This is a genomic window from Pseudomonas baltica (genome assembly GCF_014235765.1).
Lineage (GTDB): Bacteria > Pseudomonadota > Gammaproteobacteria > Pseudomonadales > Pseudomonadaceae > Aquipseudomonas > Aquipseudomonas baltica.
In genome coordinates this window covers 593,425-609,319 of sequence record NZ_JACMYH010000001.1, presented here as the reverse complement: position 1 = coordinate 609,319, position 15,895 = coordinate 593,425, and the positions used below count along the sequence as shown (strand labels likewise).

General features: G+C 65.5%; 10 protein-coding genes and 1 riboswitch. Of the genes, 7 read left to right on the top strand and 3 right to left on the bottom strand.

The window, feature by feature from the left end; genetic code table 11:
• Position 1: 1 nt before the first annotated feature.
• The 3 genes from H7993_RS02795 to H7993_RS02785 form a co-directional block, all read right to left on the bottom strand.
• Positions 2 to 2,029 carry a response regulator gene (locus tag H7993_RS02795; RefSeq protein ID WP_185793366.1) on the bottom strand — a complete coding sequence of 676 codons (2,028 nt, stop codon included), beginning with the start codon at positions 2,027 to 2,029 and terminating at the stop codon, positions 2 to 4.
• Between the two features lie 2 nt (positions 2,030 to 2,031).
• The gene (locus H7993_RS02790) at positions 2,032 to 3,516 is read right to left on the bottom strand and encodes an ATPase domain-containing protein (protein ID WP_185793365.1); all 1,485 of its coding nucleotides are present in this window, start codon (positions 3,514 to 3,516) and stop codon (positions 2,032 to 2,034) included.
• A 135-nt stretch (positions 3,517 to 3,651) separates the two neighbouring features.
• Complete coding sequence (locus H7993_RS02785) at positions 3,652 to 4,707, bottom strand: tetratricopeptide repeat protein (protein WP_185793364.1); 1,056 nt, start codon at positions 4,705 to 4,707, stop codon at positions 3,652 to 3,654.
• Positions 4,708 to 4,881: 174 nt separating this feature from the next.
• Here H7993_RS02785 and H7993_RS02780 point away from each other — a divergent pair, with 174 nt between their 5' ends.
• The 7 genes from H7993_RS02780 to cobN all read left to right on the top strand — a co-directional run bounded on the left by H7993_RS02780 (position 4,882) and on the right by cobN (position 15,887).
• On the top strand, positions 4,882 to 6,543 hold the full coding sequence (locus tag H7993_RS02780) for an MFS transporter (RefSeq protein WP_185793363.1): 1,662 nt from the start codon (positions 4,882 to 4,884) through the stop codon (positions 6,541 to 6,543).
• Positions 6,540 to 7,712 (top strand): HlyD family secretion protein, encoded by a 1,173-nt coding sequence (locus H7993_RS02775; protein ID WP_185793362.1) that lies wholly within the window; start codon positions 6,540 to 6,542, stop codon positions 7,710 to 7,712. Before H7993_RS02780 ends, H7993_RS02775 begins: the two co-directional genes overlap by 4 nt.
• A 219-nt stretch (positions 7,713 to 7,931) precedes the next feature.
• Positions 7,932 to 8,960, top strand: coding sequence for an ABC transporter substrate-binding protein (locus tag H7993_RS02770; RefSeq protein WP_185793361.1), 1,029 nt, complete (start codon positions 7,932 to 7,934; stop codon positions 8,958 to 8,960).
• The gene (locus H7993_RS02765; protein ID WP_122478133.1) at positions 8,957 to 9,997 is read left to right on the top strand and encodes a FecCD family ABC transporter permease; all 1,041 of its coding nucleotides are present in this window, start codon (positions 8,957 to 8,959) and stop codon (positions 9,995 to 9,997) included. The genes H7993_RS02770 and H7993_RS02765 overlap by 4 nt, the downstream gene beginning before the upstream one ends.
• Positions 9,994 to 10,749 (top strand): ABC transporter ATP-binding protein, encoded by a 756-nt coding sequence (locus H7993_RS02760; protein ID WP_122478131.1) that lies wholly within the window; start codon positions 9,994 to 9,996, stop codon positions 10,747 to 10,749. The genes H7993_RS02765 and H7993_RS02760 overlap by 4 nt, the downstream gene beginning before the upstream one ends.
• Positions 10,750 to 10,780: 31 nt before the next feature.
• Positions 10,781 to 10,976, top strand: a riboswitch (cobalamin riboswitch).
• Positions 10,977 to 11,066: 90 nt separating this feature from the next.
• Positions 11,067 to 12,131 (top strand): cobalamin biosynthesis protein CobW, encoded by a 1,065-nt coding sequence (gene cobW, locus H7993_RS02755; RefSeq protein WP_185793360.1) that lies wholly within the window; start codon positions 11,067 to 11,069, stop codon positions 12,129 to 12,131.
• 3 nt (positions 12,132 to 12,134) lie between these two features.
• On the top strand, positions 12,135 to 15,887 hold the full coding sequence (gene cobN / locus H7993_RS02750; protein WP_185793359.1) for a cobaltochelatase subunit CobN: 3,753 nt from the start codon (positions 12,135 to 12,137) through the stop codon (positions 15,885 to 15,887).
• The last annotated feature ends 8 nt before the right edge of the window (positions 15,888 to 15,895 follow it).

Here is a 15,895-nt window from a genome sequence, read left to right as displayed (position 1 = left end):
TTCAGGCCTGGGACATCTCCCGCACCTTGGCCGTGAGCACGTCGAACGCGAACGGCTTGGTGATCATCTGCATGCCGTCATCGAGAAAGCCGGCGCGCACTTCGGCGTGCTGGGCATAGCCGGTGATGAACAGCACCTTGAGTCCCGGCCGCAGATGGCGCGCGACTTCGGCCAGTTGCCGACCGTTCATGCCGGGCAGGCCGACATCGCTGATCAACAGGTCGATGCGCTGCCCGGACGCCAGGATCGGCTGCGCGGCGCTGGCATCGGCTGCCTCCAGATAGCAGTAACCCAATTCGCGCAGGACTTCACACACCAGGCTGCGCACGGCATGGTCATCCTCGACGATCAAAACCGTTTCGCCATTGGTGGCCATCGGCGATTCGATCACCGGCGCAGTGGCCTGGGGCAGTTGCGAGGCATAGCAGCGCGGCAGGTAGAGCTGCACCGTAGTGCCCTGGCCGGGGGTGCTTTGGATCGCCACGTGGCCCCGCGACTGCTTGCTGAACCCGTAGATCATCGACAGGCCCAGGCCAGTGCCCTGGCCAATGGGCTTGGTGGTGAAGAATGGATCGAATGCGCGATTGATCACGGCCTGGTCCATGCCCGACCCGGTGTCGCTCACACTGAGCATGATGTAGTCGCCCGGTGCCAGGTTCTGGTGCGCACTGGTAAAGCTTTCATCGAGGTGCCGGTTGGCCGTTTCGACGATCACTTCGCCACGCCCTGGCATGGCATCGCGGGCATTGATCACCAGGTTGAGCAGGGCACTTTCCAGTTGATGGGGGTCCGCCTCGGCTATCCACAGTTCAGGATCCAGGTGCATGCGCAGCGCAATGCTTTCATTGAGGCTGCGGTGCAGCAGTTCTTCCATCGACTGCACCAGTCCGTTCACCTGGACTGGCTTGGAATCCAGTGACTGGCGTCGGGAAAACGCCAGCAAGCGGTGAGTGAGGGATGCGGCGCGGTTGGCCGAGCTGATACCCATGTCGATCAGCTTGGGCAGGTCGTCGAGCTGGTTGCGGCTCAGGCGTCGGCGCATCAGCTCCAGGCTGCCGATAATGCCGGTGAGCATGTTGTTGAAGTCGTGGGCGATACCGCCGGTCAACTGGCCCACCGCTTCCATTTTCTGCGCCTGGCGCAGGGCCTCTTCGTTGATCCGTACCTGGGCCGTGCGTTCCTCGACCTGCTGTTCCAGATTGCCGTTGAGTTCACGCAACTGTTGTTCGGCGGCTTTCTGTTCGGTGATATCGGTGGTAACCCCGACCAGTGCCTGGATGCGTCCCTGCCTGTCGGGAATGGCGCGGGCGCGCATGTCCACCCAATGCACTGAACCGTCAGGCCAGCTGTTGCGGAACTGCAAGGCGAAGTCGGCGCCCAGCTGCAGGCTGTTGATCAGCGCCTCCTGCATCATGGCCTGATCGCCCGGATGCACGCACAGCAGCCAGTCTGAGTAGTCGAAACGGGTGCTGGGCTCGATGCCGTAGTGGGTGCGGGTCCGGTCCGAGCAGTTCAACTGCAGCGGGTTGCAGGTCAGCTCCCAGGCTCCCAGGCGCCCGGCACTCATGGCGTGCTGCAAACGCTGTTCACTTTCGCTCAGGTCCAGCAGACGGTCACGCGCTTCATATTGACGGCGCCGACCCCGAATGGCCGTCTTGGCCAGGCTGATCAAGGTCAGCGGGTGAAACGGGCGTTCCACGAACGTGACGTTGCCCAGGCGCGCAGCGAGCAGCATGGACTGCGCCTGGTCGGCCGCGCGTTGATGGGTCATCAGCACGATCGGCAAGTCGGACCAGGCCGGCTGCTGGCTCAGGTACACCAGCAACGGCTGCATCCTGGCTTCGGACAGCGCTTCGTTGGCGACAATGCAGACACCTGCGCCTTCGCGCTGCAGGTGCGTACAGAGATCGTCGACGTCGGCCACGGCGATGCCTTGAATACCTGCCTGCCCCAGAATCTGCAGGGCCACCTGGCTGTCGCGTCCCATGGGGGCAAGCACCAGCACTCGTTCCGATGTGGGTATCGACATCTTCACTGATCATCTGCTTCAAGCAGGGGACGGGCTTCGCCGACGTAGGTCGGGACACCGCGCAACACCCCCTGGAAAGCGCTCAGTGGCTCACCGACCTTCATGCCCTGGCTGCTGATCTTGTATTCGCGAATGGTGTTCTCGTGGCCGCCAAAGCGCTTCTTGATCACCGACACCGCACGCCGCACGTTGCCCAGCGCCTCGAAGTAGCGCAGGAGAATGACGGTGTCGGCCAGGTAGGTGATGTCCACTGGCGCCTTCATGTCGCCGACCAGCCCCTGTTGGGCCACGGTCATGAAGGTCGAGGCGCCCAGGCGGTTGAGGTACAGCAGCAGCTCATGGATGTGCAGCACGGGTGTGCTTTCGCCCATCATCGCGGCGTGGTAGCCATTGATGCTGTCGATCACCACTGTCTTGATGTCGTGCAGGATGACGCTGGTGCGGACCATGTGGGCAAATTCGCCCGGCGACTGTTCAGCGGCGTCCACCTGCTGGATGACCATCTTGCCACTGCGCTGATAGGCTTCCAGATCGATGCCCAGGTTTTTCATGCGCTCGAACAGCAAGCTGAGCTCTTCGTCGAAGATGAACAGCGCGACTTTTTCGCCACGGGCCACGGCCGCAGCGGCGAAAACCATGGAAATGAGCGATTTGCCGGTACCCGCGGGGCCGATGATCAAAGTGCTCGAACCGTTCTCGACGCCGCCGCCCAGAAGGGCGTCCAGCTCCGGGATGCCCGAAGTCAGTTGGGTACGCTCGTAGCGGGCGCGATGTTCGGCCGCAACCAAGCGCGGATAGACGTGAATCCCGTCGGCCTGAATGGTGAAGTCGTGATAACCGCCGCGGTATTTCTGCCCGCGGTACTTCATGATGCGCAGGCGCCGGCGCTCGGCGCCGTAGTCCGGCGCGGTTTCTTCCAGGCGAATCACGCCGTGGGCGATGCTGTGCAGGGTCTTGTCCAGTGGCTCGCTGGTCATGTCGTCGAGCAGCAGGACGGTCGCATTGAAGCGCGCAAAATAGTGTTTGATGGCGAGAATCTGCCGCCGGTAGCGCAACGACCCCTGAGCCAGCAGACGTACCTCGGACAAGCTGTCCAGCACCACCCGGGAAGGCTTCACCCGTTCGACTTCATCGAAGATCTGCCGGGTCGCTTCGCCCAGTTCGAGGTCGCTGCTGTAAAGCAGGCTTTGCTGCTGTTGCAGGTCGAGCACCAATTCCGGCGGCGTCAGCTCGAACACGGTGACCCGTTCGTCCAGCTCCCAGCCGTGGGAGCGAGCGCCTTCGCGCAGTTCCTTGGTGGTTTCGGACAAGGTGATGTAAAGGCAGGTTTCGTTCTGCGCAACGCCTTCGAGCAGGAACTGCAGGGCTACCGTCGTCTTGCCCGCACCCGGTTGACCCTCGAGCAGAAAGATATGGCTGCGGGTCAGACCTCCACCAAGAATGTCGTCCAGCCCGGCGATACCGGTGGCTGCTTTGGCCGTCGTCAAAAAGGTGTCCTCGGGTAGCGGAAGGGGCTGCAGTGCAGAACGCGACGCAGCATCATACTGGACACCGGGCGGTTGCCGGGGTTCCGAGTTAATCTGGGCAAAACGGGCCAAAGCGGCGCTGGAAAAGCCGCGACTTCACAGTCCTTGCTGCAGGCTCGGGTCGTCGGCATTCTGCTGTTCGAGTTCGGCCAGCAGTACCTGCACGTTCTGCAGCTGACCGGTTTCTTTCCAATACTGGATCAACAACACCCGTGCGCGGCGGTTGGCCGGGTCACGACGCAGGATCTCTTCGAGCTGCTTCTGCGCCGCTTCCACCTGCTGCAGGTCGTGCAGGTTGGTGGCCAGTACATAGCGGTAGTCATTGTTGTCCGGCGCCAGTTCCACCGCACGGGCGAGGGCGAGCAGGGCGTATTCATCCTCGTCATGGGCCATCAGCCACAAGCCCAATTGTTGCTGCAACAGGGCCGATTGAGGATGGACCAGCAACTGTTCGGCCAGCAGGCGGCGCGCCTGGTCGCTTTTGCCTTGGTGCTCGAACACCTCGACTTGCACGGCAATGGCTTCCAGATCATCGGGCTGGAGCAGGCGATAGCGGGTCAGCGCCTGCTCGGCCTGGACGTGGTCGCCGTCGTGAAGGTACAGCCGGGCCAGCGCCAACTGAGCGGCGGCGCTGTCGGTCTGGCCCTGCAGGGCAGCGATGCAGGCGTTCACCACCTTGTCCAGATGGGCGAAATAAAGGCCCAGCTCGTCGGCTGGCAAGCCGAGCAACCCCCGCGCGGCGTGAAAGCGGATTGCCTCGTCGCGGTCTTCCAGCAAGGGGCCCAGCAGTACGCTGCGCTGGCTCTCGGGGACCAAACCGATGACTGCATCGATTGCCGCATGGCGGACGTCGACAAGCTCGCTCTGCAAGTCGGCAGTGGCGAGTTTGAGGGCTTGAGGACTGGGGTAGTTGGGCAGTTCGGCGTACAGCGCAGCGCGCCGCTCGGCGCTGAGGTCAGTGCGGGCCAACTGCTGATAAAGCACTCGTGCGGCGCCCGGCTGACCATGGCGAGCCTGGCTCAGGGCTTTGCTGTAGCCCTGCTGCGGCGCTGCCGGAACCGTATGGGCCGCAGGGCGCCAGGCGTACCAGAGCGCTATCAGCAGCAGTGCCACGAGCAGCAGGGTCAGCGGAAGGCGAACGCGTTTGAACATGCGGGTATCCGAAAGGGCGCAGGCTTGGCCGGGGCATTCAGCTTGGGTCACTGCCGGGGTGCAGTCAAATCATGGCAGCGACGAGCATTGGCAAGCCCCCCGCCGGTGAGGTTTACTAGCGCCCAATCTCCGTCGTTTCTTCGTCGTTTCTACGCTCCCCGCCAAGGCCACCGCATGACCCGCTACACGAGCCGCGATTGGCTGCCCCACGAAAAGCCGAACTTGCCGGGCTCTCCCTCGACGCCTCTGCATTCGACGCGCAAGCGCCTGGCGTTCGGTATCGTCGGCCTGCTGGTGGCACTGACCGGCGGCCTCGGCAACTCGCTGGTGGTGGCGAACCTGCAATTCCTGCAGGGCGCGCTCGGCGCCACGGCGGCGGAGATGGCCTGGCTGCCTGCGGCCTACGTGATGACCAATGTGTCGATGAACCTGCTGCTGGTGAAATTTCGCCAGCAGTTCGGTCTGCGCACGTTCACCGAACTGTTTCTGATGCTGTATGCGCTGGTCACCTTTGGCCATCTGTTCGTCAACGACCTGGGCTCGGCGATTGCCGTGCGCGCTGCCCACGGCATGGTCGGGGCGGCGCTGAGTTCCCTGGGTCTGTACTACATGATCCAGGCGTTTCCTGCCAAGTGGCGTCTCAAGGCCCTGGTGCTGGGCCTGGGCACCTCGCAGCTGGCCTTGCCGCTGGCGCGGGTGTTTTCCGAAGACCTGCTGCAGATCGCCGAGTGGCGCGGCCTGTACCTGTTCGAATTGGGCATGGCGCTGCTGACCCTGGGTTGCGTGTTCCTGCTCAAACTGCCGCCGGGCGACCGCTTCAAGACTTTCGAACCGCTGGATTTTCTCATTTTCGCGATTCTTGCATCCGGCATTGCGCTGCTCTGCGCGGTGCTGTCCCTGGGCCGGATCGACTGGTGGCTGGATGCACCCTGGATAGGCTGGGCCTCGGCTGGGGCCATCGTGCTGATCCTCGGTGGCCTGGCGGTGGAACACAATCGCAGCAACCCGATGTTGATGACCCGCTGGCTGGGCAGCGGTGTCGCCATCCGCCTGGCCCTGGCAGTGATTCTGACGCGCATGGTGCTGTCGGAGCAGTCCACCGGGGCGGTCGGTCTGTTGCAAGCGTTGAACATGGGCCAGGAGCAGATGCGCACCCTTTATTGCGTGATGCTCTTCGGCGCGGTGGCGGGGCTGGCCGTGAGTGCCTGGACCATCAACCCCGAGCATCTGTTCATGCCACTGATCATTGCCCTGGCGCTGATGGCGGTGGGTTCGGCCATGGACAGTTTCTCCAGCAACCTGACGCGTCCGGCCAATATGTACGTCAGCCAGTTCCTGCTGGGCTTCGGTGGCACGTTTTTCCTGGGCCCGACCATGGTGCTGGGCATGCGCCACGTGTTGACCAACCCGCGCAATCTGGTCAGCTTCTCGGTGCTGTTCGGTATCTGCAACAATTTGGGCGGGTTGATCGGCGCAGCGTTGCTGGGCACGTTCCAGATCGTCCGCGAGAAATACCATTCGAGCATGATCGTCGAGCACCTGACCCTCATGGACCCGCTGGTCCAGGCGCGGGTCAGCAATGCTGCCGCCAGCTACCTGGCGCACATCGCCGACCCGGCCCTGCGGGCCACTTTGGGTACCCGTGCGCTGGCGACGGCCGCCACGCGCGAGGCGAACGTCATGGCCTACAACGATGTCTTCATGCTGATCTGCATCATTGCCGTATTGACCATGCTGTGGATCTTCGTCCGCAGCCTGTGGCTGATGAGCACCACCCGGGCGGTGACCACCGCCGCGACACCTACCGTATCCACCAGCGGCGCCAGCACTTCATGACCGAACCGACGTCCACGACCACCAATGCCATCGCCGCCACGCCCGAAGGCCAGACCCCACCGCCCAATCCAGCGGCCACCGAGCCGCGCTCGCGGCGGGTGCGGGTACTGTCCAGCCTGATCTTCGCCAGCATCGCGTTGGTGGGGGTGGCGATCGTGCTGTACGCCTGGCAACTGCCTCCGTTCAGCAGCCACATCGAAAGTACCGAAAATGCCCTGGTGCGTGGCCAGGTGACGATCATCGGGCCGCAACTGGCAGGCTATGTGTTCGAAGTGCCGGTACAGGACTTCCAGTTCGTCAAGGCAGGCGACCTGCTGGTACGCCTGGACGACCGTATCTACCGCCAGCGCCTGAACCAGGCGCTGGCGCAGGTCCAGGTGCAGAAGACCGCCTTGGCCAACAACCTGCAACAGCGCCGCAGTGCCGAAGCCACCATTACCCAGCGCCAGGCGGCGGTGGCGGACAGCGAAGCGCAGGCGCGCAAGGGCGCCGCCGATCTGGGGCGCAACCAGAACCTGATCAGCGACGGCTCGGTGTCGCGCCGCGAGCTCGATGTGACCCGCGCTGCCAACGCCCAGGCGCTGGCCTCGGTGGCACAGGCCAAGGCTGCGCTGGCCATTGCCCGCGAAGACCTGCAGACGGTGATCGTCAACCGTGACTCGCTGGCCGCCAACGTCGCCAACGCCGAAGCCGCGGTAGAGCTGGCACGCATCGATCTGGACAACACGCGCATCCTGGCGCCGCGCGACGGCCAGCTGGGGCAGGTCGGCGTGCGCCTGGGTGCCTATGTGAATTCCGGTGCGCAACTGATGGCGCTGGTTCCCGATACGCTGTGGGTCATGGCCAACATGAAGGAAACCCAGATGGCCGATGTACGCATCGGCCAACCGGTCAGCTTCACCGTCGATGCCCTCGACCATCTGCGCCTGCGCGGGCATGTACAGCGCATCTCACCGGCCACCGGCTCGGAGTTCAGCCTGTTGCAGGCCGACAATGCCACCGGCAACTTCGTCAAGATCGCGCAGCGCATTCCGGTGCGCATCACCGTGGACCCGGACCAGGACGGGGCCCATCGGCTTCGCCCCGGCATGTCGGTGGTGGTCAGCATAGACACGGGCTATGTGGTCGAGCAGGACCGTACCGACCGACCCCGCGACGGCGCCCCCTAGGCAGGCAATCGGGGTATCCACAGCGCGTTGCGCGGGTTAAACCATTTGATCTTTGCCGACGGGTCGCCTACCGTCTGCGCCGCTTGTCTTCGCCCAGAGCAGGAAGCCGGTTCGAATCCGGCGCGGTCGCGCCACTGTGATCGACATGTTGCATGTCGTCAGCCAGACCTTGCTTGGGGATTTCTTCGATCTGTTGGACGCGCCATCCAAGGAGTTGCAATGAATCTTCCTGCCGTATTCGTCCGCGCCAGCGTCGCTGCCGTCGGTCTCTTCGCTGCCGTCGCCAGTCACGCCGCCACCCACTATCCACTGACGTTGCCCAACTGCGGCGCGCCCTTGACCGTCCAGGCCGCACCGCAGCGTGCCGTCAGCCTGGGCCAGGCCAGCACCGAAATTCTCCTCTCGCTGGGCCTGGCGCCACGCATGGTGGGCACCGGGGTCTGGTTCGGGCCGTTGCCCGAGCCTCTGCGCGCGGCCAATGCCCAGGTGCCACGCCTGGCCGACAACGCCCCCAGCTTCGAGGCGGTGGCCAATACCGCACCTGACATCGTGGTGGCGCAGTACACCTACCACGTCGGACCCAACGGCGAAGTCGCCAAGCCCGAGCAACTGGCCAGCCTTGGCATCCCTTCCTATGTGTCGCCCAGTGACTGCGACGGCAAGGAAGTCACCGCCACCTCCAATGCCGACGGCAGCCGCAGCCAGGTGTTTTCCATGGCACTGGTGGACAAGGAAATCCGCGAGCTGGCGAGCATCTTCGATGTCGAGGCGGCCGGCGAGCGCCTGACTGACCAGTTGCACGCACGCATCCAGAAAGCCAGCGAGCGCGCCGGCAGCGCCGGGCACGCACCGCTGTCGGTGGTGTACTGGTTTTCCAGCACGCGCCTGGAAGGCGACCCCTGGGTGGCCGGCAAGAGCGGCGCACCCGGCTATATCAACCGTCTGCTAGGCCTGCGCAACATCGTCGACAGTGACGAGGAATGGCCTGGGGTGAGCTGGGAAAGCATCGCTGCGAACAATCCCGATGTCATCGTCGTCGCGCGCATGCAGCGGCGTCTGTACCCGGCCGACGATGTCGAGAAAAAGCTGGCGTTCCTGCGCAGCGACCCGGTGACCCGTGAGCTGGATGCCGTGCGCAATGGCCGCATCATCGTGGTCGATGCGCAGTCGTTGAACCCCTCCATGGATGTCGTGCGCGCGGTGGAAGACATCGCTGCCGGCCTCGAGCGTACACGGGCCACACCTTGATCCAGCGCCTGGCGCGTGAAGATGGCTGGGTCTGGCGCCTCCTGTTGGCGCTGCTCGCCCTGGCGACGTTGAGCGTATCGATCGCCCTGGCGGTGTCGGTGGGGGAGATGGGCATTGCCCTGGCCACGGTCGGCAAGGCGCTGCTCAATGGCGTGGGCCTGGCCGACTACCCGGTGCCGAGGATCATCCAGGGCATCATTTGGGAATACCGCCTGAGTCGCGCGCTGGTTGCCGCTTGTTGTGGCGCCGGCCTGGCGATCTGCGGCGCGGTGTTGCAGGCGCTGCTGCGCAACGTGCTGGCCGAACCCTACGTGCTGGGAATCTCCGCAGGCGCCTCGACCGGCGCGGTGGTGGTGATGCTGCTCGGGCTGGGCGGCGGCGTGATCGGCATTTCCATGGGCGCGTTTCTCGGTGCGGCCCTGGCGTTCGGCCTGGTGCTGCTGCTGGCTGCCGGCACTCGCAGCGGCCCGGCGCAGGTGATCCTCGCCGGTGTCGCCGGATCGCAACTGTTCAATGCGCTGACGGCCTATATCGTCTCGACCTCGGCCAATGCCGAGCAGGCACGCAGTGTGATGTTCTGGCTGCTCGGCAGCCTGGGCGGGGTGCGTTGGCCCGACGTAGGCCTGGCCGCGGTGGTGGTCGGGGCGGGCCTGGTGCTGTGCCTGTACTTCGCGCGGGCGCTGGATGCCTTCGTGTTCGGCGAAGACGCTGCCGCCACCCTTGGCGTGCCTGTGGTCGCGGTGCGGCTGGTGTTGTTCGCGACCACCGCGCTGATCACCGCGACCATGGTCAGCATCGTCGGCGCAGTGGGTTTCGTCGGTTTGGTGGTGCCCCACATTGCGCGCTTTCTGGTGGGGCCCAGCCACGTCCGGCTGTTACTCGCCTCGGTGCTGATCGGCGCCAACTTCATGGTGCTGGCCGATATCGTCGCGCGCATCATCGTGCCCGGCCAGGTGTTGCCCATCGGGGTGGTCACGGCCCTGGTCGGCGCCCCGGCGTTTGCCTTGATCCTCTACCGCGCGAGGCGTCGAGCATGAGCCTGCAATTGCACCAAGTCAGCTGGAAAGCGGGTGGGCTGCTGATTCTCGACGACGTCAGCCTGGCCATCACGCCCGGCAGCATGGTCGGCCTGATCGGCCCCAATGGCTCGGGCAAGTCGTCGCTGCTGCGCCTGCTGGCCGGGCTCGGGCGTCCCAGCCAGGGGCAGGTCACACTCGACGATCAGCCCATGGCGGACGTATCGCGGCGAGCGGTCGCACGGCAGGTGGCGATGGTGGAACAACACGCCAGCACCGAGGTGGACATTCGCGTACAGGAGGTGGTGCGCCTGGGGCGCACGCCCCACCGCTCGCCGTTCGCACCGTGGCTGCGCGAAGACGACCTGGCGATTGCCCAGGCCCTGGCCCAGGTCAACCTGAGCGGCCATGCACAGCGGCGCTGGCACACCTTGTCCGGCGGCGAGCGGCAACGGGTGCAGATCGCTCGCGCCCTGGCCCAGCAGCCTAGCGAACTGCTGCTCGACGAGCCCACCAACCACCTCGACATCCAGCACCAGCTGGAATTGCTGCAACTGATTCAGAACCTGCCGTTGACCTGCGTGATGGCGATTCATGATCTGAACCTGGCGGCGATGTTCTGCGACGTGCTGGTCGTGCTCAAGGGCGGCCGTCTGGTTGCCAGTGGTGCGCCGGCGCTGGTCTTGACCGAGCGGCTGATCGCCGAGGTCTATGGTGTTCATGCCGAGGTTAGCCTGGCCGGCGGCCGCCCCCATGTACGCTATCGGGTCTGAGCCGTATCACTGACACGTCCCGTGCCCTGTGGTAGCCTTGCGCGTTCGAGGTTCTCTGCCCAGCAGAGCTAAGACGGGAACGCGGTCCAAGCCGCGGCTGCCCCCGCAACTGTAAGCGATGAAGGCTGCGCCAAGGCCACTGCGAACGCTCGCGGGAAGGCGCCGCAGCCTGGGCCAGAATGGCCGGCATCGCGAGCCAGGAGACCTGCCTCGACTGTTCTTTCCTATTCAACCGGGCGGGGTGATCCGGTGACGAATGCTGGCGCCTGCCGTTGCGGCGCTCGTCTCGTGCCCTGCCGCGCAATCAGGGCGACCCGATGAAAACGCTGTCCAAACTACCCGTCACCATCGTCACCGGCTTTCTCGGCTCGGGCAAGACCACCTTGCTGCGCCATATGCTCGACAACGCGCAGGGCCGCCGCATCGCCGTGATCGTCAACGAATTCGGCGAGCTGGGCATCGACGGCGAGATCCTCAAGCAGTGCACCATCGGCTGTACCGAAGAAGAAGCCAATGGCCGGGTCTACGAGCTGGCCAACGGCTGCCTGTGCTGCACCGTGCAGGAAGAGTTCTTCCCGGTCATGCGCGAGCTGGTGGCACGGCGCGCCGACCTCGATCACATCCTCATCGAAACCAGCGGCCTGGCCTTGCCCAAGCCGCTGGTCCAGGCCTTCCAATGGCCGGAAATCCGCAGCGCCTGCACGGTCGATGCGGTCATCACCGTGGTCGACAGCCCGGCCGTGGCGGCCGGTACCTTCGCAGCCTTCCCCGAGCAGGTCGATGCCCAGCGCAAGCTCGATCCCAACCTGGACCATGAATCGCCGCTGCACGAGCTGTTCGCCGACCAGTTGGCCAGCGCCGACCTGGTCATTCTGAACAAGGCCGACCTGATCGACGCAGACGCCCTGGCTGCGGTGCGCGCCGAGGTCGCCGAGGAACTGCCGGCGGCAGTGAAGGTGGTCGAGGCCAGCAGTGGCCGTTTGCCGCTGGCGGTACTGCTGGGCCTGGGCGCAGAGTCCGAGCAACACATCGACGGCCGCAAGACCCACCACGACCACCATGAAGGCGACGACCACGACGACCACGATCACGACGCCTTCGATTCGATCTCCATCGAGCTGCCGCAGGCCGAAGAAGCCAAGCTGCTGCAGGCGCTCAACGCTGCCGTGGTCCAACACGGCATCCTGCGCGTCAAGGGCTTCGCGGCCATTCCGGGCAAGCCGATGCGCCTGCTGATCCAGGGCGTGGGCACGCGTTTCGACAAGCACTTCGATCGTGCCTGGGGCGCAGACGAAGCGCGCAGCACGCGCCTGGTGCTGATCGGTCAGGAACTGGATGCAGCATCGCTGCAAGCGCAACTGCGCGCCGCGCTGGAAGCCTGACCGATGCACCTGCTGAGGACCCAACCCGGCGGCTTCGTGCCGGACGACAGCATCGCCGACCTCGGCCAGACGCCCGCCGAACTGGTCATCCTCTGCAGCGGCGATTCGCACCTGGCCTTGCTGGCCGAGGCCAGCGAGCGTCTGCCGGCCGACTACCCGAGCCTGCGCCTGGCCAACCCCATGCAGGTGCAGAATCATTCTTCGGTCGACCTCTATGTCGACCAGGTGCTGCGCCACGCCAAGGTCATTCTGATTTCCCTGCACGGCGGCATCGGCTATTGGCGCTACGGGGTCGAGCAGTTGATGCAGCTGGCCGAGCGGGGCGTGCAGGTCATCCTGGTGCCAGGCTGCGATCGCCCCGATCCCGAACTGGCCGAGCTATGTACGGTGCCTGCCGAGCAAGCCGACCGCCTGTGGCAGTACCTGCGCCAGGGCGGCATGGAAAACGCACGCAACCTGTTCGGCTACCTCGGCAATACCTGGTTCGGACGCACCGAACCGTGCGAAGCGCCTCAGGCGCTGCCGCGCACGGTCATCTACCATCCGACGCAACCGACCGCCGACCTGGCCTACTGGCAGACGCAGTGGCAAGCGCAATGGCCTGTGGTGCCGGTGCTGTTCTATCGCTCGCACCTGCAGGCGGCCAACACCGGTTTCGTCGACACCTTCTGTGCCAGGCTGCAGGCGGCCGGGCTCAATCCGTTGCCGATCGCCGTGGCCAGCCTCAAGGAAGCTGCATGCCTGGCGCAGGTGCAGGACTGGATGGACGAGGCGGGCGCCGCGATCATTCTCAACACCACCGGCTTTGCCCAGTCCAGCCCGGAAGCACCGCACCTGCGGCCGTTTCGCCGTGACATTCCGGTGATCCAGGCCATCTGCGCGCAAGACAACCAGGCATTGTGGCAGGCGAGCGAGCAGGGTCTGGGCGCGCGCGACCTGGCCATGCACATTGCCTTGCCGGAGCTGGACGGGCGCATCATCAGCCGGGCCATCAGCTTCAAGGACCTGGCCTGGCACAACGAGCGCAGCCAGAGCGACGTGGTGTGCTACACGGCGCATGTCGAGCGCATGGATTTCGTCGCCGAACTGGCGCGCAAATGGGCCGCTTTGGCGCGCCTGCCCAATGCCGACAAGCGTGTCGCCCTGGTGCTGGCGAACTATCCGACCCGCGATGGCCGAATCGGCAACGGCGTAGGCCTCGACACTCCGGCTGCGGCGCTGAACATCCTGCGCGCGATGCAGCAGCAGGGCTATCCGGTGGCCGATCTACCCGACAGCGGTACGGCGCTGATTCACCTGCTGCTCGGCGGCGTGACCAACGATCTGGAGCAACTGGACCTGCGCCCCTGTGCCCAGAGCATGGCGCTGGACGACTACCTCGCCGCCTTCGCCTTGCTGCCGGCGGCCAATCAAGCCGCCGTGCGCGAGCGCTGGGGCGAGCCAGGTGCCGACCCCATGTGCCGTAACGGCCGCATGATGATCGCCGGTCTGCGCATGGGCCTGACCTTCGTCGGCATCCAGCCGGCGCGCGGTTACCAGGTGGACGTCAGCGCGGTCTACCACGACCCTGATCTGGTGCCGCCCCATGGTTACCTGGCGTTCTATTTCTGGCTGCGCCACACCTACGGCGCCGATGCGCTGATCCACGTGGGCAAGCACGGCAACCTGGAATGGCTGCCGGGCAAGGGCGTCGGGCTGTCCGAGCAGTGCTGGCCCGATGCGGTACTGGGGCCGATGCCGAATATCTACCCGTTCATCGTCAACGATCCGGGCGAGGGCGCCCAGGCCAAGCGGCGCACCCAGGCGGTGATCATCGACCACCTGATGCCGCCGCTGACCCGCGCCGAGACCTACGGGCCGCTGCGCGATCTGGAACTGTTGGCCGACGAGTACTACGACGCGCAGATGCTCGACCCGCGCCGCGCCCAGGCCCTGGAACAGGACATTCTGGCGCTGGTGCGCGAAACCCGCATCGATCACGAGCTGCAGATGGCCGAGGGTGCCGAAGCGGCGGTGTGGCTGCCGCGCCTGGACACCTACCTGTGCGACTTGAAGGAGTCGCAGATACGCGATGGGCTGCACGTGTTCGGCGAGTCGCCCCAGGGTCGCCTGCGTGCCGATACCCTGCTGGCACTGCTGCGCATTCCTCGGGGCGACGGCCGCGGCGCCCAGGCCAGTGTGCTGCGAGCATTGGCCAAGGCTTTCGAGCTGGGTTTCGATCCGCTCGACTGCGACCTCGGCGCACCCTGGGACGGACCACGGCCGACGGCCCTGGCCGCGATCAGCGAGGAGCCCTGGCGAAGTGCCGGCGACAGCCGCGAACGGCTCGAACTGTATGCCGCCCAGCTGATCGAGCAGGCCTTGACCGGTCCGCTGGAACTGGGCGAAGGCTGGAGCGACGTGCAACTCATCCTGGGCCACCTGCGCGACACCGTGGCACCGCGTCTGGATGCCTGCGGACCCGCGGAAATGCACGGCCTGCTCAGCGCATTGTCGGGCCGTTTCGTGCCCGCCGGGCCGAGCGGGGCACCCAGCCGCGGGCGCCTCGACGTGTTGCCCACCGGGCGCAACTTCTTTTCCGTGGACGTGCGCAACCTGCCGACCACCACTGCCTGGCGCATCGGCTTCGCCTCCGCCAACCTGATTCTCGAGCGGCACCTGCAGGACCATGGCGATCACCTGCGCCAGCTGGGCCTGTCGGTCTGGGGCACGGCGACCATGCGTACCGGCGGCGACGACATCGCCCAGGCCATGGCGCTGATGGGTGTGCGCCCGGTGTGGGCCACCGGCAGCCAGCGGGTGGACGATTTCGAGATTCTGCCATTGAGCCTGCTCGATCGCCCGCGGGTGGACGTGACCCTGCGGGTGTCCGGGTTCTTTCGTGATGCCTTCGCCAACCTGTTGCGCCTGTTCGATGCGGCCGTGCAGGCCGTGGCGGCGCTCGACGAGCCCGACGATCTCAACCCGCTGGCAGCCAAGGTCCGTGCCGAACAGGCGCAACTGCTGGCCGAGGGCGTACCTGCCGAGCAGGCCGCCCGCGAGGCGGGCTGGCGTATCTTCGGCGCCAAGCCCGGTGCCTATGGCGCCGGGGTGCAAGGGGCCATAGACGGCCGTCTGTGGCAGACCCGCGAAGACCTGGCCGAGGCCTACCTGAACTGGGGCGCCTATGCCTACGGTGCGGACGACGAGGGAACCGCCGCGCGCGCTCCTTTCGCCCGGCGCCTGGGGCAGGTCCAGGCCGTGCTGCAGAACCAGGACAACCGTGAGCACGACCTGCTCGATTCCAACGATTACTACCAGTTCCAGGGCGGTATGCTGGCCGCTGCGGAAACCCTGGGCGGGCAGAAGACCGCCAGTTACCACGGCGACCACAGCCAGCCAGACGTGCCGCGCGTGCGTACCCTGAAAGAAGAGCTCAACCGCGTGGTGCGCGCCCGCGCGGCCAATCCGAAGTGGATCGAAGGGGTCAAGCGGCACGGCTACAAGGGCGCGTTCGAACTGGCCGCGACAGTCGACAACCTGTTTGCCTTCGATGCGACCACGCACCTGATCGACGATCACCAGTACGCGTTGCTCACCGACGCCTACCTGCTGGATCCTTCCACCCGCAGTTTCCTGCAGGAGCACAATCCGGCGGCGCTGCGCGACATGGCCGAGCGTCTGCTCGAGGCTCAGCTGCGAGGCCTGTGGGCTGAACCGGGCGACTACCGACAAGCCGTGGAAGACCTGCTGCTGGATACCGAAGAAGATGCCTGAAGAGATCC

Bases quoted from the DNA above. Each gene is read 5' to 3' on its own strand.
- cobW (WP_185793360.1), top strand. From the start codon at position 11,067: ATGAAAACGCTGTCCAAACTACCCGTCACCATCGTCACCGGCTTTCTC.
- H7993_RS02760 (WP_122478131.1), top strand. From the start codon at position 9,994: ATGAGCCTGCAATTGCACCAAGTCAGCTGGAAAGCGGGTGGGCTGCTG.
- H7993_RS02780 (WP_185793363.1), top strand. From the start codon at position 4,882: ATGACCCGCTACACGAGCCGCGATTGGCTGCCCCACGAAAAGCCGAAC.
- H7993_RS02775 (WP_185793362.1), top strand. From the start codon at position 6,540: ATGACCGAACCGACGTCCACGACCACCAATGCCATCGCCGCCACGCCC.
- H7993_RS02795 (WP_185793366.1), bottom strand. From the start codon at position 2,029: ATGTCGATACCCACATCGGAACGAGTGCTGGTGCTTGCCCCCATGGGA.
- cobN (WP_185793359.1), top strand. From the start codon at position 12,135: ATGCACCTGCTGAGGACCCAACCCGGCGGCTTCGTGCCGGACGACAGC.
- H7993_RS02785 (WP_185793364.1), bottom strand. From the start codon at position 4,707: ATGTTCAAACGCGTTCGCCTTCCGCTGACCCTGCTGCTCGTGGCACTG.
- H7993_RS02770 (WP_185793361.1), top strand. From the start codon at position 7,932: ATGAATCTTCCTGCCGTATTCGTCCGCGCCAGCGTCGCTGCCGTCGGT.